We start from the raw sequence: 18,332 nt of genomic DNA, 5'->3' as shown, positions 1-18,332 counted from the left end.
GGCGAAAAGCCATCTTTTAGATTTTAGGTTATTGATTGATAAATAATTTGTATTCACTACCCATATGCAGGGAAATAACTTTTGCATCAGAAAAGGAAAGATGATCCTTGATTAACATTTTGGCATTCAAAATTTTTTTGTAGTTATTCAACTCATCCAAAACTACCGCACCCAAAAGCAAGGGATATTTATTGTACATCGAAATTGGTTTAGGATTTTTAATACCAAATGTAAAAAAATTGTCTTCATATCAGTGAGCACCCCAGATTAAATTATTAAAAGTTTTTTGTTTATTTTGTTTGAGCATTGCAGAAAGAGCAATTACAACACTTACTCTAAAAAAGTCTAATTCCTCAAATGATTGATTAGAGATATTTAAAACCTCCAACAAAATGCGATTAGCAATATCAGAGTTTATTTTTCTTAAATGTATAACTGCAGCATTAAATCTAGCTTGTAATTGTCTTTGCTTTACAGTCATTTTTCTTCTCTTTTGTTCATCTGTAATTCTTTGTCTTATTTCAACAGGATCATCACCCACATCTTCTAGTATTCAGTATTTTGAATTAATGACGTAATATAAGAGGATTAATCCCAAGGGAGAAACAAAAATCAGATTTAATCAACTTCATTTAGTAAATGCAATTCTTCCAAATTTTTGACTATTTCGCAAAAATCTCGCTCCGATTAAAAGATGACATATAGCACTAATTAATAATAGGAAACCTCCTATAGGTGGTTGTATTCAATTTAGATGCCAACAATAAAAAAAAGTAGCACCCACAATATTTGAAATGGAGTAAATGGCTGCCAATATTCTCAGTTCACCAGGGGAATAAATATTCGGAAATATTCTTTCCTGCCATTTATACAAATATTCCCTTATAAAAATCCATAAAGTACCTAATTTTAGAAGTGCTGGCATGATTCAGTAGTTACACGGTTACTATAGAAGAAAATTGTTGTTTTAGGAAGTAATCTCCAGATCTTAAGTTAAATACTTTTTTATCATTGATTCACTTACCTCTCGCTAGAAAGTTATTAATCGCTTTCATTTGTAATGCTTTATTTTGTGCCTGTTTAACTACATCTTGAATTAAAGATTCAGGAGTTAGGTGTTCTTGAACAAATTTGAAGAAAGAATCATTATTTTTTAAATCATCAGTGGTAATTTGAATTAAATATGCAATTGAAGAATTTTCATGTTTTTCGAAAACGTAGCTATTTTTAACCTCACTTTTTTCTTTTTCAAAAAAAAGTCCTCTGAATCGGGGTTGAGTTGATGGATTAGTTTTTAGAAGATTATCTTGAATGAATTTGACTAGCGATTCTTTCCTCTTCTTAAGATCAAACCAATCCATATTATCTACTACCTTAGCTTCATCAGTAGTTTCGGGTTTTTTAGTAATATCACTAAATTCAAAAGTTTTACCAATTGAAGCATTGATATGATTGATTTTTTTTACATATTCAATTAACTGATGGTTTGTTTTAAAGTTGTTGATTTGAGTTTCAATGTCATTTCAATTAATGTGTCCTTCCTTGTATAGGAAAGAAAAAATTTTGTAATAAAACTCTTCCGGTAATTTTTTGATATCTTCGGCAGAAATTAAACCCTTGAAACCCATTAGAGTTTCATTTTTTAAATTTCTATCAGTACTTATACCCTCCAACACAGAGATAACAAAATTTATCAGTAGACTGGCTGGATTGGATCCAGCATGTCTACGTTTTAAAGAGGAGACAGCAAGCCTGTCTGAAGTTTTTATGCATTGTCTTGGGTCAGTAACATGTTTATTTCATTCTTTACCATTCACTTCTGAGGTCTGATTAAAAGGAGTTCAGAAACTATCCATTTCAACTTTTCGAATAGGATCAAGTAGAAAATCATCGACTGTACAAAATTTATTTCAACTTAAGGTGAATGCATAGACTCCAAAACCTTCTTCCTTGATTGTTTTTCTAATGTTTTCAATATATTCTTCAAAAGAGTTTTCCATTAGGTATAAGGAGGTAATAAATATTCTTAATTGCTCACTTAATTGATTATTTGAATCATTTAAGTTGGTTAAATTGATAAAACTTTCTATATTATTTCAACTGTTTAATTTAGCATTTGTAGATGTAGAGGTATTTGGGGTAGTTAAATAGTGAATAGTTGTATCTGAAATATCCGAAATTTTAGATAGAATAGCTGCTTTTTTAATTTTTTCGATCAAAAAAGTTGTTACTTTAGATTGTTCTGAACTATCTTTAAGGTAGTTTCTTCATTTTTCTTCTAGTCATTTTTCTTCTCAAGAATTATTTCCCTGAGAGTGATTAGTAGAAGAAGTTTGTTGATTTTTAAATAAATCATGTGAAGATTCAAAGATAAGAGGAATTTTTAAATATCTATTAATTAATGACTGAGTAAAAATACTTTCCAATACGAATTGCAAAACTTCCCTCTTCATACATGTTTTACCTTGTGTTCGGGCATCTGCGCTAGCTGGAGAAATAGTTCAATAATTTTTTCCCTCTGTATCAGATTTTTTTTCAAATTTAAAAGACTCTTGGCGGTCTTTATTCTTTTCGCTGGAACCATTTAAGTATTGTGAAGTTTTTGAAATGTATTCTTGAATAGTTTTTTCTAGTTCTGACAGTTTAGGTAAATCTTTTTGTATTCTTAGTTTTAAAAATTCAGGAGGATTTAGGTCAGCTGTACCCATCTTGTTCAAAAAGTTATTTTTCCCAGTGGTAGATGCAGTTAATACTGTATTATTTCTCTGCCGAATATCATAGAATTTTCATATTTCATTTCAATCCTTTAGTTTTTGACTTAATTCCATTAACTCTATAAGTTTGTTAATAATTTCATGGCAGGAGCATTGTTCATTTTTATTGCCATTTTTTATGAATTTGTGATATTTTAGTAGCAGAAAAGAGAAATTATCTTCAATATATTTCTTAAATTCCGAGACTAAACCACTATTTTTGACGAGATTTTCAACTTCTCCCGGATCTTTTTTTTCCTCTCCATTTTTTTTCTTTGATTCAGCGTTATCTATGATTTGTTTATTTATTGGATATAACAAGTTAAATCCTTTATCATCTCTATAAAAAATAATTTTGGAGGAAATGATATCTTCAACTTTGTAATCATCGGGGCCGGGAGAAAACATCATGAAATCAGGTTGAGTCTTTCCTTCAGAATTTATGCAAAACATGTTTAAAGGGTTGTGAGTGATATCTCCTCATAAGGTTGAAAAGAATTGCATTGAATTACTAGGAGCAGTCGTAGTTGTAGATGAAGTTGTAGCTTGGGAATCACAATCATGTCGTTTCTTGAATCTCAAAAAAATAGGAGAAATAGCTTTTCAAAGAGATGAAAGATATTTTCTCCCCCCATTGTTAACATCCTTAGATTTTTCTGTATTTGTATCAGAACGTTCAGTTAAATATCTCAGCGCAATATTTTTGTGTGTATTATTTGAAGGAGAAATTCATTCAATTTTTGCAGCTTGTTTAATTTCTTCACTTCTATCCTTAGCCGTCAAAGAGTATCAATGTTCATAGTAACTCTTACCTTTTAATCATTCATCAATATATTCTTTGAATAGGTTTTCCGGTTTATCAGGTGTTTTTCTTTCATAATCAGGGAAGAAGTAATCCGGTTTATCAGGCAATTTGATGTCTTTATATTTTTTTTGATAAAAACTCTTAGTATCCTTAGAGAATGTTTGCGCATATGGAATCAATTTATGTACATAGTAACCAGCTTTACGACTTTCTATTCAAGTGCCCATTAAAAAACCCAATAAAGGTGCAATAGAATCGGAAGAATTATTTTGAGCAGCTGTTGGAGATGATATGTGAGTTATTTTTTTCCCTTTAAATAAGTAGCTATCTGGATCTGTCTTGAAATAATCTTGAATATTTTTTTCATCAATTCTTGACAATACATAGTCTTTTAATCCATCTAGATATCTCCTTTCGTCGTGAGTTCAACTTTTTTTAATTCTCTTTTTACTTTTGGATAAAGTTTTGATTTGATGTTCAATCATCCTTTTTTTCGCCGCTAATACTTTTGGATAAAGTTTTCCAATACCAGCTTCATATTTAGTACTTTTGTACAATTCTCCAGTAAAGATTTGTTTAGCTATCTGTGTAGATAAAGCTTTGGTTAAAGTGGGAATTGTTGTAGAAAAATTACCAGCCTGTTTGAGTAAGTCTGTTGGCTGAAATGTAGAGGTATTGACCCCCACAGATTGCAAAAAAGAGTTAATATCTTCCTTAGTTTTTCAGGTTAGAGAACCGTATTTCTGATTAGAGTTGGTGAAAAATAGAGAGCTAGTCCCCCCACCCGTAATAGATGGAATTAAAAACAATATTTCTCTTTTTCACTTCAGGAAGTTCACTAAGAGTCTATTTTTTCAGCATTAAATAAAGTTTGTAATTTAGTGAATAATTTTTCTTCCTGAGAGGATAAAGGCTTTTCTGTGAATTTTTGAAGCTTCTTTTTTTCTAGAAATGATGGAAGTTCATTTAGAGAAATACTATAAAAATTAATTGGTTTTGAAAATATGGTATATATCGTTTCCTGAATATTTCAATTTTTAAGTTTTAGATTAAAGTATTGACTATCTTTTGTAGCTGTAAAAATAACTAAACAATCTGTAACTGAGCAAATAAATTTATATTTCGGATGAATATTCTTGAAGAGTTCATGAATTAAGGGGATGGAGGCGTCCGACTCTAAATATTGTTGTAGCTGTTGATAGTATTTTTCCCCTGACGATTTCTGACATTCTTGAAGTATTTGTATAATTTTTTTCTCTTTATGTAGTATTTCCTGAAATTCAAATTGAGGTAAATCAAAGGAGGAAAATTGTAGTATTGAGTTAGAAAAAATCTCTTTGGGTTCTGGTAGGGCAGAATCATGCTCTCGATCTGAAATAGTTTCACTTAATACAGCCTTTAGGGGAACCCTACCGAATTTTTCATTTATTATTTTTTTAGCGTCTTGAGATTTAGGTTTTATGGAAATATCTCCTAACCAAAAGGTGTCAGATTGTTGGGTATCTATACTATCTTTTCCAGAAATTACAAGTAAATTTAAAAGTAAAAATTTAGAGTAAGAGAGAGAAAAATTAATATTGGGAGAATATATATTTGTAGCTAAAAAATTGATCATCGATGTTATATTTTTTTTTTTACTAACAAGTACTTTTGCTTGTTGTTTAGTTCAATAGTGCAAAAAATCTTCAGCTTCATTTCCCAATATATAGAAAGAAAGTTCCAGGAGGTGATTTAAGATGGATTCGAAAATGGGAGCAAAATTGGTTTCTATTTTTCTGAGTTTTTTTAGAGCATTTGAAGTTTGAGAGTCGAAGATAAGTTGTAGAAGTTGCACTGCATCGTCGTTGTGGCTATAAGGGTCAGTTGTTAAATTTTCTGTCTTATTGTCTAGGAAATGTTTTTCTAACATGACTAGAGCCTCTCGCACAGATCCTCCAGAGTTTTTAATAATATCCTCTAGAACATCTTCTTTAATGGATTTTTGTTCCTTTTGGGAAATAGCGGTTAAAAGAGGTAATATTTTTTCAAAATTTAAGGCAGGGAAATTTAATTTTTGGCATCGACTTAGGATTGTAGGAATAATTTTTTGTATTTCTGTTGTGATTAGAATGACTATTAGATGATCGGGTGGCTCTTCAATTAGTTTGAGGAGAGCATTCCAGGATTGAGTACTCAAACAATGAGCTTCGTCAATGATATAAAGTTTTTTAGGTAGCTTGATCGGGGGATATAGAGCATTTTTATTAATTTCTCGAACAAATTCAACACCGTTATGTGTGGCACCGTCTATCTCCACAATGTCTATACAATCTTCTTTTTCTGCAATTTGGCAGTAAGTACACATTCCACATATTTCTTCTAGTTTCTGAAATTGTTCACAATTAACTGCTCGAGCAAAAAGTCTAGCAGAAGTGGTTTTTCCTGTACCGTTAGGCCCATAAAATATAAACGAATGTACTTTTGTTTGATTTTTCAATATATTGATTAGTAAGTTTTTGGATAACTCCTGTCCTACTAATTCACTGAAATTTTTCGGTCTGTATCTGTTGTAGAGTATGAGGGTTTAAATTATTATTCCGAAGATGCTCCGGAAAAAGATTAAATAAAGAATTTTAACATTAAAATTGATTATTTTTTAGTGAAGTTAAGTCTTATAGATAATTTAGTTAAATATGTCTGCAATTCTTGTGGTACAGAATACAAGTTATTAAGTGGAGATAAATCTACCAAAACTGTGCAATTAGATATTTGTGCTTCCTGCCATCCCTTTTATCTAGGGAAATTGGCTTCAGAATCTAATTTGGGTCCTGCCGAAAAATTAAAAGACAAGTTCTCTTCAGGGAGACAAAATATTAAATAACTCCCCCAGGAGGGGCTTCGGCCCTCCGATATAGGAGGATGCTGTTAATTCTTAATTTTTAGGTGATTTACAACTCTAAATTATTTTCTTTTCTAAGTATGATTTCTGAAAAGCAAAAAATTTTAGAGGAAAAATTAAATGCAAATTTATCAAATGTAAAAGATATTGAATTACAGCGAGAAATATCTAGAAATAGGGATTTAATTGCTAAATTTGAGATTTATAAAAAATGTATCTCAGATTATGAACATTGCAAATCCTCCCTTTCTAAAGATGCAGATAGTGAATTAAAAGCCTTGTTTGAGGAAGAATGCACGTTGTTATCTCAAAAGATAGAAGAATTAGAACTTAACTTTAAAACTGAGCTTTTACCTAGTAATAAATATGATGGAAAAAACATTGTTATAGAAATGCATGCAGCAGCCGGAGGTGAAGAGTCTGCTATTTTTGTAGCCAATTTATTTGACTCTTATAAAAAATATGCACAATCTAATAAATGAAAACTAAATATAGTAGAGCTTAGAGAAAGTGAAAAAGGTTTTGCATTCATTACATTTACCTTATTTGGGGAGAAAGTTTATTCAAAAATGAAGTATGAATCTGGAGTACATAGAGTGCAGAGAGTTCCAGAAACAGAATCTAAGGGGAGGGTACATACATCTACTATTACTGTTAGCGTGTTACCAGAACCTGATGAAATTGAAATCCAATTAGATCCCAGTGAGCTGAGAATAGATGTTTATAGGGCAAGCGGAGCGGGAGGCCAACATGTAAATAAAACAGAATCTGCAGTTAGAATAGTGCACCTTCCCACAAATATTATGGTCGCATGCCAGCAAGAGAGATCTCAGATGTTGAATAAGGAAATAGCTTTTAAAATACTGAAAGCAAAATTATGAGAGAGAGAGCGTAAATTACAGAAAGATGAATTATTCTCTACCCTTAAACAGCAAATAGGAAAAGGCGAAAGATCAGAAAAAATTCGCACTTACAACTATCCCCAAAATAGAATGACCGATCATAGAATACTACTAACTATTAATAATTTGTCTTCTATTATGGAGGGAAATCTTGCAGTTATACATCAACAGCTCTCCCTGCGTGAGCAGGAAGATTGGCTGAATAGTTTAGTAGAAAATAACTAAATTGAAGGAATTGAATATTTCTTTTAGAGAATTTATTGCTCATTTTCCCAGCAATTATATGCCCAGAGCATTTGATACTTTATTTTCAATGTCTAATAGAGTTAAAAATTTCAATGATTATGTAATTTTGAAGGATAATACAATTGACTTTCTTTTCAAACCTAATAGCAAGTTCCGGTCGAAAATTATAGAGGAAAATTACCCAATTCCCAGATTAACTAAAAAAGTATTTTTCAATAATAATGAACTGCTAGTAAATCCTGGAGTTTTTATACCAAGGACTGAAACAGAATGTTTAGTGAAAATAACTCAAGAATGAATTAGCAGAATAAATTTATCCGATTTTTCATATATAGACCTTTGCTCCGGTACTGGAAATATTTTGATCTCATTACTAGATAAATATCGCGACAACATTTATAGATATTCAGCAGTTGATGCCTCTTACACAAGTTGTAAAAATGTTTTAGAAAATATTCAATTAAAAAAATATACGTCCAAAGGAGATGTTTATTGCACTAATTGAACCCAATTTTTAAAAGAGAATTCACATTGAGAACTTATCACTATGAATCCACCTTATATTGGAAAAAATGAATTTACAGCATTAAACAAATCAACTAATTTGTACAAATATGATCCCAAATGAGCTTTACAATCGGAAGAGACAGGATTTTCTCATTATAGTAAGATTATTGAATTTGCTGTAAATAATTCATATTGAAAGCTGATCATTTTAGAATGCAGTGAATTTCATGAATCAAACTGAAAAAATTTAGATTTAACCTCTAAAAATATTCAAATTAATAGATATTATGATCATCTAAATAAATTTAGGGTAGTTGTTTTAAACCGAATGTAACTTATAGTCATCAAAAAAATAACCTTCTCTCAAAATAATGGGTTTAATTTTGACAGGAGAATAATTTTCTCTGTTAAAAGAAATTAAAACAGAGCAGAATTGAGCAGCCCCTTCCTGAGGTTGAAGCATAAATTTCAGTTCAGGGTAAAAAAATTTTTGAATAATACTTGTCCTCTCGCCACCTATTATGCCGCAAGAAGGTCCAGTCATACCTACATCAGAAATATATGCAGTTTTTTCTTCCGTAATTACAGCGTCATTAGTAGGTACATGAGTATGAGTTCCTAAAACAGCAGATACCCTACCATTAAAAGCTCATAAGAATGCATTTTTTTCACTAGTAGTTTCAGAATGTAAATCGACTAGGTGAATTTCCTCCATTTTTTTCTCTCTGGACAAATTATCTAATAGCGAACTAAAGCAAAGAAAACAATTACTTTGTCGTTGTCTGAAATGAACACTATTTCCCAATAGATTAGTGACCCTGATATTAATATCTTTTACTTTTAGAGCTTTGGTGCCTACGCCCAAATTGTGGTATTTAAAATCTTCACTTAAATTAAGAGGCCTTACTATATTACTGTAATTATGGAATATGCTATCTAGGAATTCATGTTTATGCCAAGAGTGATTTCCCAGAGTGAAAAAATCTACCCCAGCCTGCATTAATTGATTAAGAATTTTAGGAGTCACTCCCTTTCCATGTGCAGCATTTTCTACATTTGCAATTACTAAATCTACTGAATATTTGGATTTAATTCTATTAAGGTATTTGTTAATCATAGCTCGTCCAGGTTTACCAAATACATCACCAATGAAGAGAATGTTAAAAGTCTGAACTATGCAGGAATAGTAATTTCTGAAAATAATTTAGATAAAACCACTCTAGCTTTCAGCTTTACTAATTGTCCAGGAGCAACCACCTGACTTAATTGAGTTTTCAACATCGTAGGAAGTTTTCAACGATTATGTATTTTCAGAGTTAATACACATCCTCATATAGGAACTAACAAATTTACAAAAGTTGAGGCAATATAGCTAAATTTTCGCGCTTTAAAAGAACAGAAAAGACAAATTCAAAATAGGAAAAGGTTTAAGGAGGAGGTAATGATCGAAAGTATAAAAATAGGTTGGATCAGAGTTCAATATGTAACAGTATTTCCTAATGCTTTTAGTATTTCAGAAAAGAAAGCACCATATCCATTTTCAGCAATATAAGCTGAGGCAAAATAGGTGGTTGGTTGAACCGAAGAAACCGGAGTTCGTTGTTTTAAGTTTTCAAATACATTCAGAATAAAACTAGATCTTGGTAATTTAGAGTAGTATTCTTCAGAACCCGGGAGGTTAAGAATATAGAAGTGATAGTAACCCATCACAAAAATTAATGAAATTCATCCAACTGAACTGAATAAATTTAGGCCCCCAGAAAAAAGATTTAACTTCTTAGAGAAGTAGAGGTAATTCACCTCGACCTAAGCTAGAATACTGTGTTCTTCATTAATAAAAAGATACTATTTTTTTCTTTACTAACAGCCTCTTCCCCATCTTTTACTTTTGTAGGAACCTCTTCCCCTCGAAATAAATACAAAATAATGGTGAACTATAACGGACAGGCAGACTTATTCTTGAGTCTACAGATTACTCCCGACTATTATCCCTATCAATTTAAACAGAAAAGCTTATATGATTATCTAACTAAGATAGATAAATATTTAGTAGTGAATGAAAATACCTCTGCAAATAAAAAAAAATTAGGCTCCAAACTTCAAACTAGAATTACCCAGCTAATAGATAAGGTAAAGACTTTTGGACCTAGTCTTTGAAATGAAGATTTATACGAGGGAGGACTAGTACACAGAAATGATCAATTCTGAACTTCTCAAGAAACAGATTATTTATTTTTAGAGCAATTTATTTTAGATGACTATGCAGATCCACTATTTTTAATTAATAAATTACCGAAACACAAACATTTAATGATTACTAATTTTAGAGCTTCCAGGGATCCATATACCCTGTTCAGTAGAGAGATTTATGAATTTTTTAAACCCCATAGTCAAACCGAAGAAAGTAGTCAAAACTCCACCACTCAGAAATTAGCACAATTATTAAAAAACTATTATCAGAGCTATTCTAAGCTATTTCCAAACAATCTTTATAGATCTATAAACTATATGAAGTTTTGAAACTCTTTTATGGAACTGTTGAAAGGAACAGCATCTAATGGTCAGTCAGAAAATAATCAATCAGCAGAAACTAAGTTTTTTACTATCCCCTCCAATGGAGAGAAACTTTTTGCGCCTTTCTCCACCAATGGAATTGACAAAACGATAGCAACTTTATTTGAAACCTTAATTTACAGTAAGGAAGAGGTATCTCAATTACAACAGTGAACCTCATCAGAGTCTTCTGAAACGGCTAAAAGTGCTTCTAAGATCCCTTTAATTAATTATTTAAAAAGTAATACAACTGCGCAAGATACCACTTCAGAAAATACCTGTAGCACTCAATCCACAGTATCAGGAATTCAGCAAGTTCACCATCCTGCTTTAGAGCACCAAACTATCAAGGGAAGCAGTCCTACTTCAGAAGGGACTCAAAAAGACTTAATGGTTTATCTAGCGCAGTCGGCAATATTATTTCAAAAGATTTCAAAAATGAATAATTTTTCCTCCGATTTTAGTCAAGATAGTAGAAAAGAATTTATCGAAAAAGCTTGGGACAATGCTCAATTAATTGCAACTAACTATAAAAATAGGATCAAAAAAATTAGAGAATATTTTCAAGCCGCACAAATAGTAGATTCTCAATTTAATCCTGAAAAAAAATGCTTTTCAAGAAGTAATTCCAAAACTCTTGCAGTGATTTCCTACCCACCCTCTCAATTAGGTGCAGGAAATTCAGCAATTCAGACAATTTCCAAGTATCCATTTCTTTACACGGAGATAGGATTCAAAGAAGCACTACCAAAAAACGGCCCTAGTCACACAATTTCTCTAAATAGTCACTCCCACGAGGGAATTAGTGAAGATATTTTTGGGTTAGATGACAATGGTTGATGATGGCGTTTAGGGGATTCTAGTTTTTCTAAGAACGGATTTTCCAGCTTTAAAGAATCGGTAGATTCTGTCATTTTTCTCGCCACTACTGATGATTGAAATATCTTGAATTCTTCTGATAATCCAAAAATGTCTGCTCTCCAGAAATTGATAAAGAGTGATAATGGAGAAAAGCACTCTAAATTAAGCCACAGCAGTTATCACCTGTGAAATGAAGGACTAAGATCCCCCCTTGCTTTGAATTTACTTTTAGATAGCTTGGTGGATAATTTAACAAGACAATTTAATGTACAGCTATCACAGAGTGTGACAGCTTTAAGCGATAATTCTGCTGGAAATAATTTGAGTCAAAAGTATAAAGATGCTATGGACTGAGGCAATTATTGAGAATCACAATTCATTGAAGGTAAATCTTCTTCAGATACAGTTTCATCTAGCGTTTCTTAATATTGGGATTTAATCTTAAGTATTCATATACATATTCATAATCCCCCAGCTTTAAGTGAGATCATAAGTCACAAAATACTTCCGGAGGAAAATTTTTTTCCTTCAATGGTTCTAATTTGTCAGCTATGACTACAAGCTTTCCTATAATTCCTAATTTTTTAGGAGGGATAGTATGGCATTCAATTGCTTTTAAAATAGATGGATTTTTTACTAAGTTCCTAATTTTTAAATAAAAGGCAGCTACTGGGCCATGCAGGGCCCATATAGGAAGATCTTTCATACGTGGATGTTTTTTTATGAAAGAAGACTTGAGATTTTCAATATTTCAATTTTTTGCAAAATCATGATAAGCACAGGCAATTAATACTCTCATTTTCATCCTCTCCTTGAGCGCAGTAAGAGGAAGCATAATGTCTCAAGCTGTACTTACCACTCTAATAGTATGTTCGAATCGTTCAGGAGTTTCTTCTGTTTGACTATTTCGCAGCGCCTCTTCCAATTGTCCAAAATATAGATTTTGATGATTCATTGAAAGTTCAGATCATTTTAATAGCTGCGGGGAATAAGCTCAAATCAGATTTTTAGGTTTTGAAAACACCATCATGAGTACATTAAATTCTTGTAGTAAATCTTTATATCTGAAGTGAGTATGAAACATTTTGAGGCTTCGAGCCTCTACCAAAATAAGTATTCCTCGCCTTTCGCAAGAATTTAAAAGAGATTGAAATGAAGGCTTAAACAGTTTTGCGTCTTTTCAATTGAGCGTATTAATAAACACAGGACAATTATTACCTAGTAAATATTTTTGAAGATTTAAAATTTTTTCTTCTATTTTTTTGGTAGGTGAGTTTAAGTAGAAAGTTATATTCAATATCTTTTGGGTTTTGTATAGAAATTCTAGAACTCTTAGAGAAGTATGAGAATTGTCTGTAATGTAAATACAATTCCTTTCCAAAACATTTGTTGACAACAGTTTAGGAATTAGAAGCCATAGCAGCCTTGGATAATTTAGTATTTATTTCTTCCGCTTTGGGACCTACTATTAGCTGTACGTGATTATCCCCTACTCACTTGATAGCGATAACTCCTGCTTTTTTGAGATCAGACTCTATGACTCTGTTTTTATCTTTGATATCGTAACGCAATCTGGATGCACAGTTTTTGTAATTGGTTACATTGTTTCAACCACCTAATCCACTTTTTCACAGTTCCATTTCTGATAGAGCCGGTTTTTGCTCTCCACCTGCAAGATTAGGTTCGGTAGCTGTAGGTTGTTGTGTGTGAAATTTTAAGAAAGAGTAGTAAAAGACAGTGAAATAAATAATAGCCAATCCTGATCCTATAGCTGCTCAATAGTAAAACTGAGTACCTTTTTGAACTGGAATAACTCCATTGATTATCAATTCAATGATTCCTCCAGAAAAAGAAGTTGGAATATGGCTACCCGACAATCTCATCAGCAGGAATGAAAGACCACACATTGTCGAGTGGAATCAGTAGAAGAGTTTCGGAATTGTATACATAAAGCTGAATTCTATAGGCTCTGTTATTCCTAAAATAAGGGAATTCCAGACTCCAGGTACTAAGGTTTTTTTAGCTTCAGCCCTTTTTTGAGGATGATGTGAATAGTATATCCCCAAAGCCGCAGCAGGAAGAGCAAATTGCATAATTGGAAATTTCCCTTGCGCTAAACGTCCTGCAAAAATTTTCTTCTCTTGGAAGTGTTCAAAAATTTTCTTTGAAGTTATGTCATTGGTAGGAAAGGATAGACTATAAAGCCCTATTAGAGCATCTCCCTGCAAAGAAGGGGAATTAAGAGAGATGTTATTTTTGCAACACAGTAATTCACAACATTTACCGCCATTATCATCTTTTAAGGCTAATTGAACATCTCCTCCTAAGGGGCTGTATCAGAAAAGAGAGGCAAAAATGTGGTGAAATCCTGTAGGTATTAATAATTTTTCTAATAAGCCAAAGAAGAATGTATCAACTCCTTCAGATTTTGCAATTCAATTACCTAAATAAGATAGGGCTGTTCAAATTCAAGGCCAAAAAAGTAAGGTTAATAGCGCTAATGGTAGTACAGAAAGGGAACAGATTAATGGTAAGAGTCTCTTTCCTGAGAAGTATGCTAGATATGTAGGTAATTTAATTTCTGAATATCTTTTTAAGAGAAAGGGAATCATTACTCCTCCAATAAATATAGGACCGAAAATAGAAGTATTTAACGTGTTAACTCCAAACATTCTAGTAACTATACTTGGCACCAGATTACGTCCCGCATTGGAGATGTGCAAAATTTTTAGTTCTTCTGTTTTTTTCGTACAGCATAGAAGAGAGCAACAACAGCAATTCTTACCATTAGCGCATGAGCATCCATCTGTGCAACAGTTCGTACAGCACCCATCTTTACAAGCTCCTAACTCAATAAAGGGGGCTTGAAAATAGATGAATGTAAAAAAAGATAAAATAGAACATCACACGGCAGTTCCTGCGTCTTGTTTAGTAAAGGCGATTGAAAAAGATATACACAATAATAGCGGGAACGCTTGAAGAATAGGTAAGGCGATTGATTGCAAAGATTGTCCGATTGATTTGATTGAGTCAGAACTGGCTGCAAGAGTGCCACCAACACTTAAAAAAAACTTGTAACAGCCATGGAAGCTATGGGTAACATAAAGGCACCGGAAATGCCTGAAAGTTTAAGCTTGGCATTACTGGAAAGCTCAGGGATTTTAAAAGTATTTGGGAATTTCATTAAACTTATTTTCACGAAAGATTAAGTCAGTTTTTTTCTATAAATTTATGACTTTTTTGAGAGTGATCGACATTAATATGATGAGCAGGTTTAGTGAATTGGAGAAAAGCTTTGTTTAAATAGTGAGAAGAAATTTATGTCCAAAAAAGGAAAATGAAAAAGATGCTACAAAATTATCCAGGAAAGAGCAGCAAAGACGAAATAAGGCAATAATAGAAATGGCAGAAAGGGCTATTTATAAATTGTGTGTTTTAAATATGAGAAACAATTATACTGAATTATTTGTAGATCAATTGTTACAATACTGAGACGTTTACGCTAAAGAAGTAAGATTTGCCTTAAATAGTTTACTGGAACATGAAAAAAAATTTTTAGAAGATTGTTTTATGCGTAAATTGACTTATGATAAGATGTTTATTTCTCGATCCACTTACTATAGATCTTTAGTTAAGTACTCTAAGAAATTTCTCTCTTTATTTGATTATGAGCTGTATCATAAGTATTTATCTACCATTTATAATTCCATTTTTGATTCAGACGAAATGCCTCCTACAAGCTCTACTTAAAAAGTAGTAGTTGTTAATTAATACAGGCGTTTCGCCTGTATTTAATCTAGGGGATTATGCGTTATCTTTAGTTCCTCATGAAGGCTATTTCAAGATTGATGGAGAATATTTTATTTCTAGCAATTGAAATATTCCAGATAATTTAATAGAAATTAAACATAAATTACCTTCACAATTAATAGATAAAGTATTTCTGAAAAATACTGGAAGGAGTTGCAACTCCTCCTTTTCTAATTTAAAGTGTCTAGTTTATAGAAGCTCTTCTTTTATTGATATTCAAAATGATCCAGTTACAAGAGAAATGAGTACAGGTAACTCTAAATTTCTGTTAGATACCATTTTTTCTATAAATAGAGAAATATCTCACAATCTGGCCAAGCATAATTATCGATGGCCAGTTGCACTGGATTCACTGCAGAATCAAATTATTAAATATAACCTCAGGAATAACCTTACTTTAAAAAATTACCACTTTGTAGGACCAGATGATTTCCATAAAAATTCCAGGTCGGTTACACTAGAGCTAATTAAGAAGGTAAAATTGGGGGTCCCGAGGGCTGCAGAAACAGAAATCCAAAAAGTTGGACTTTACCTAGCCAATCAAGAAGAAATTGTATCTGGCAAGCCTGTACTCAGTATATGAGAAATATCGGAGCAGCCATCAGAAAAAATTTCTCTAAGAATCAGAACTTTAAGTGGAAAGATTGAGGCAAGAGTGGAAAGCGATAGTAAATGACAGGATATTGACTTAAAAAATTATATGTGGAAGGAGGAAAAGAATGGTGTTTGACACTTAGAATTCCCTGAAGGTAGACAACAAGACTCACCATTTGGCTGACTCTCTCGGAAAGTAGGTAAAGTTGATGTTGTTATCGCAATATCTCAGGATGATTGAACTAATATTATTCAGATTCGTTCTGACTTACAATCCCACCAACACAATCAGCCAGTTGCAGATCCATTAGTAACCATTAATCCTTATGATCCACTATTAAAAAATTTGAGATTAGATCATACTTGAATAGTCGAAAAAATGTAACTCTCTTTGAAGAGATATTTATTAGCAGGTGATTTTATTTGGATGAAGGAAGAGGATTGCTCTCTCAATGTGCCTATTTCTTTTTTTAGGCTCCGTTAGTTACTTAACAGGAGTTGTTAATTTATCTGAAACGGAAAAATTTAACAGACTCGATTCTCCGAAGTATTTAAATTTTTTTTCTAACGCCTCCCTTTTAAGGGTTTTTAACAGACTTTCTCAGGCTTCCATAGCCTGAGAAATGCAAGATAAAGTTAGAAATTTTACACATAGTCACAATCACTTATGAAATCGAAGAGTATTTCTAGATCATTTAAAAAAATATGTTAAGTCTAGAATCATGAGTAAATTGAAATCTTTGAATTCCAAACATTATATTTCAGAAAATGATGTTTTAGCTTATTTTTTGTATAAGTGAATTGATGTAAATACTCTATTAGTAACAATAAAATTCAAGTTGCTCTCCCATAATAAGTTGAGCTGATACTACGATTATTTTTCAGTCTCTGTAAATAGTTAAGCTATTTTTCTAAGCAGACCTAAAAATTTCAGAAAATTTAGGTTTTTAAGTAAGTAAAATCTAGTTTTAATTTATTTTTTTAGCTACTTTTTCGATTAGTAGTTTTTTCAAAATTCTCTGCTTTTTTTAGATTTGAATGGACAGCCATCTGGTTTTGATATAGCAGCATGCGTGCTAGCTTTTTTGGGAGCTACCACAATTACTTTATCTTTTTGACCTCAGTTTATCGCTACCTTTCGGAGTAAAAATTCTGCCGTTGTACCATTTAAGATTTTTGCGTTCCATTTAGCAACTTCTTGCGCTTTATTTGTAGGAGCCCTTTTTGGTCTGCCTGGATTAATTTCATGCACTCCTGGCTGTACAGTGAAATTGGTACGTTTGATGGCTTTTGTATATATAAATACATTTTTGCTGTTCACTTGCGGCTATATCTTTTATCTAAAGATGACTAATTCTAAGAAGGCGCAAAATCTAGGAATTAGTGAAGAAAATTATTGTAAATATTATTTGAATCCTCTAGTGAGGGGCAAAAGAGCCTATTAACTTATTAATGATACAATGGCTGACCACGATACCGTTTTTTGAAGACAATAACGGCACAGCTTGGCATGGTTGAATTTCAGCAGCATTTACAATGCTGGGAGCAGTATTTTTATCAATTGCTACATTTTATCACTGTAAGACTGTGTGAGTTACTAAAGATACTTCAGGATTAGAAACTAAATTTATGGTGTTTTCCTGCGGAACAGCCACCTTAATGAGTATCAGCTCTCTTTGTTCTCTGTTGGGAAAGCCTCCTGTAGAATGAGTTGCAATTGATACTTGTTTTATATTTGTAAATCTTTGTTCTCTGGGAGCTAATGCATACACCTACAAGAAAAAGAAAGAAAATATTGCAGCAGCGCAGCGTTCGGGCATGACTGAGCAGGAATACTATAACAGAGTGGTTCTCCCTACTTTAGATTTAGAGGTTTAAACTCTAAATATTTACTCTCCCTTTTCGGGAGAGAGTGATTTTCTGTCATAGAGAAGAATGATGGTTGATGTATTTATCATCTCAATCAAGGAGACTTACCCAAGTGGTTAAGGGGGCATCCTGCTAAGATGCTAGGCGGCCAAAAGCTGCGCGAGGGTTCGAATCCCTCAGTTTCCGCCAGTTTATTTAAATAGATTTGCCCAAAAAGGCTTTGCTTCTAAATAGTATTTAACTGATTCCACTTTTAGGTGATTATCCTCATGAAATGGTTCATCAAAAATTAAGGTTGTATGGTTAGAATGAGTTTCTATTTGAGTAATTTTCTTAATTCTCATGTCACTTCCGACATAGTATTTGAAGTTATCTCCAGCTTTTAAATTCAACTTGTTAAAGCTTTCTATTGGTAAAAACATTTTGGTTTTTTCTGTTTTAGGATCTTGCAAAATGTGATTATTCTCAAATTTGTCCACTTTGATCGCAAAGCCCGAGATAGTAAATAATCCCGCGACTAGAGAAAAAGCTGAAAGCGCTTCTTTTAAGAGCAT

General features: G+C 32.3%; 20 protein-coding genes and 1 tRNA gene. 12 read left to right on the top strand and 9 right to left on the bottom strand.

Annotated elements, in window-relative coordinates; translation table 4 throughout:
* Positions 1–28: 28 nt before the first annotated feature.
* The 3 genes from MHM_RS02755 to dnaX are packed head-to-tail and all read right to left on the bottom strand — an operon-like array spanning position 29 to position 6,115.
* Positions 29–925, bottom strand: a complete 897-nt coding sequence (locus tag MHM_RS02755) for a hypothetical protein (protein WP_015511919.1) — start codon at positions 923–925, stop codon at positions 29–31.
* Between the two features lie 10 nt (positions 926–935).
* The gene (locus MHM_RS02750; RefSeq protein WP_015511918.1) at positions 936–4,397 is read right to left on the bottom strand and encodes a DUF3713 domain-containing protein; all 3,462 of its coding nucleotides are present in this window, start codon (positions 4,395–4,397) and stop codon (positions 936–938) included.
* Positions 4,397–6,115: a DNA polymerase III subunit gamma/tau gene (gene dnaX, locus MHM_RS02855; RefSeq protein ID WP_083859414.1), complete on the bottom strand. Its 1,719-nt coding sequence runs from the start codon at positions 6,113–6,115 to the stop codon at positions 4,397–4,399. Before dnaX ends, MHM_RS02750 begins: the two co-directional genes overlap by 1 nt.
* A gap of 81 nt (positions 6,116–6,196) precedes the next feature.
* On the opposite strand from dnaX, the gene rpmE reads away from it, so the two are divergent.
* The 3 genes from rpmE (at position 6,197) to MHM_RS02730 (ending at position 8,425) form a co-directional block, all read left to right on the top strand.
* A complete protein-coding gene (rpmE, locus tag MHM_RS02740; RefSeq protein ID WP_245529201.1) occupies positions 6,197–6,418 on the top strand; it encodes a 50S ribosomal protein L31 in 222 nt (73 codons plus the stop codon).
* A 98-nt stretch (positions 6,419–6,516) separates the two neighbouring features.
* Positions 6,517–7,563 (top strand): peptide chain release factor 1, encoded by a 1,047-nt coding sequence (gene prfA, locus MHM_RS02735; RefSeq protein WP_043902168.1) that lies wholly within the window; start codon positions 6,517–6,519, stop codon positions 7,561–7,563.
* Positions 7,564–7,621: 58 nt separating this feature from the next.
* The gene (locus tag MHM_RS02730) at positions 7,622–8,425 is read left to right on the top strand and encodes a methyltransferase (protein ID WP_015511914.1); all 804 of its coding nucleotides are present in this window, start codon (positions 7,622–7,624) and stop codon (positions 8,423–8,425) included.
* Here MHM_RS02730 and MHM_RS02725 read toward each other — a convergent pair.
* Together MHM_RS02725 and MHM_RS02720 are read right to left on the bottom strand one after the other, a co-directional pair.
* Positions 8,411–9,241, bottom strand: a complete 831-nt coding sequence (locus MHM_RS02725) for a TIGR00282 family metallophosphoesterase (protein ID WP_281086576.1) — start codon at positions 9,239–9,241, stop codon at positions 8,411–8,413. The two genes, MHM_RS02730 and MHM_RS02725, sit on opposite strands and share 15 nt — an antisense overlap.
* A gap of 23 nt (positions 9,242–9,264) precedes the next feature.
* Positions 9,265–9,891, bottom strand: a complete 627-nt coding sequence (locus MHM_RS02720; RefSeq protein WP_015511912.1) for a hypothetical protein — start codon at positions 9,889–9,891, stop codon at positions 9,265–9,267.
* 159 nt (positions 9,892–10,050) lie between these two features.
* On the opposite strand from MHM_RS02720, the gene MHM_RS02715 reads away from it, so the two are divergent.
* Positions 10,051–11,931: an ABC transporter gene (locus tag MHM_RS02715; RefSeq protein ID WP_245529200.1), complete on the top strand. Its 1,881-nt coding sequence runs from the start codon at positions 10,051–10,053 to the stop codon at positions 11,929–11,931.
* Here the strand turns inward: MHM_RS02715 and yqeK are convergent.
* Complete coding sequence (gene yqeK / locus MHM_RS02710) at positions 11,918–12,886, bottom strand: bis(5'-nucleosyl)-tetraphosphatase (symmetrical) YqeK (RefSeq protein ID WP_043902167.1); 969 nt, start codon at positions 12,884–12,886, stop codon at positions 11,918–11,920. The genes MHM_RS02715 and yqeK overlap by 14 nt on opposite strands.
* 19 nt (positions 12,887–12,905) lie before the next feature.
* Positions 12,906–14,177 (bottom strand): PTS transporter subunit EIIC, encoded by a 1,272-nt coding sequence (locus MHM_RS02705; RefSeq protein WP_342661851.1) that lies wholly within the window; start codon positions 14,175–14,177, stop codon positions 12,906–12,908.
* A gap of 202 nt (positions 14,178–14,379) precedes the next feature.
* Here MHM_RS02705 and MHM_RS03065 point away from each other — a divergent pair, with 202 nt between their 5' ends.
* The 4 genes from MHM_RS03065 (at position 14,380) to MHM_RS02695 (ending at position 16,294) form a co-directional block, all read left to right on the top strand.
* A complete protein-coding gene (locus MHM_RS03065) occupies positions 14,380–14,583 on the top strand; it encodes a hypothetical protein (protein ID WP_245529213.1) in 204 nt (67 codons plus the stop codon).
* 5 nt (positions 14,584–14,588) lie between these two features.
* The gene (locus MHM_RS03095) at positions 14,589–14,714 is read left to right on the top strand and encodes a hypothetical protein (protein ID WP_281086569.1); all 126 of its coding nucleotides are present in this window, start codon (positions 14,589–14,591) and stop codon (positions 14,712–14,714) included.
* A gap of 97 nt (positions 14,715–14,811) precedes the next feature.
* The gene (locus tag MHM_RS02700; RefSeq protein WP_015511908.1) at positions 14,812–15,255 is read left to right on the top strand and encodes a hypothetical protein; all 444 of its coding nucleotides are present in this window, start codon (positions 14,812–14,814) and stop codon (positions 15,253–15,255) included.
* A 10-nt stretch (positions 15,256–15,265) separates the two neighbouring features.
* Positions 15,266–16,294 carry a hypothetical protein gene (locus tag MHM_RS02695; RefSeq protein ID WP_015511907.1) on the top strand — a complete coding sequence of 343 codons (1,029 nt, stop codon included), beginning with the start codon at positions 15,266–15,268 and terminating at the stop codon, positions 16,292–16,294.
* A gap of 99 nt (positions 16,295–16,393) precedes the next feature.
* Here the strand turns inward: MHM_RS02695 and MHM_RS02940 are convergent, their stop codons facing one another.
* Complete coding sequence (locus MHM_RS02940; RefSeq protein ID WP_187286231.1) at positions 16,394–16,633, bottom strand: hypothetical protein; 240 nt, start codon at positions 16,631–16,633, stop codon at positions 16,394–16,396.
* On the opposite strand from MHM_RS02940, the gene MHM_RS03030 reads away from it, so the two are divergent.
* The 4 genes from MHM_RS03030 to MHM_RS02675 all read left to right on the top strand — a co-directional run bounded on the left by MHM_RS03030 (position 16,632) and on the right by MHM_RS02675 (position 17,967).
* Complete coding sequence (locus tag MHM_RS03030; RefSeq protein WP_187286230.1) at positions 16,632–16,811, top strand: hypothetical protein; 180 nt, start codon at positions 16,632–16,634, stop codon at positions 16,809–16,811. The genes MHM_RS02940 and MHM_RS03030 overlap by 2 nt on opposite strands.
* A 132-nt stretch (positions 16,812–16,943) precedes the next feature.
* A complete protein-coding gene (locus MHM_RS02935) occupies positions 16,944–17,354 on the top strand; it encodes a hypothetical protein (RefSeq protein WP_146222396.1) in 411 nt (136 codons plus the stop codon).
* A gap of 7 nt (positions 17,355–17,361) precedes the next feature.
* A complete protein-coding gene (locus tag MHM_RS02680; RefSeq protein WP_015511904.1) occupies positions 17,362–17,787 on the top strand; it encodes a hypothetical protein in 426 nt (141 codons plus the stop codon).
* An 89-nt stretch (positions 17,788–17,876) separates the two neighbouring features.
* Positions 17,877–17,967, top strand: a tRNA-Ser gene (locus tag MHM_RS02675).
* Positions 17,968–17,969: 2 nt separating this feature from the next.
* On the opposite strand, the gene MHM_RS02670 is transcribed toward MHM_RS02675, so the two are convergent.
* Positions 17,970–18,332: a hypothetical protein gene (locus MHM_RS02670; RefSeq protein WP_015511903.1), complete on the bottom strand. Its 363-nt coding sequence runs from the start codon at positions 18,330–18,332 to the stop codon at positions 17,970–17,972.

Source organism: Candidatus Mycoplasma haematominutum 'Birmingham 1', from assembly GCF_000319365.1.
Taxonomy (GTDB): domain Bacteria; phylum Bacillota_I; class Bacilli_A; order Mycoplasmatales; family Mycoplasmoidaceae; genus Eperythrozoon_A; species Eperythrozoon_A haematominutum.
The sequence above is the reverse complement of the archived record's forward strand: the minus strand, read 5'-3'. Positions and strand labels throughout refer to the sequence as shown.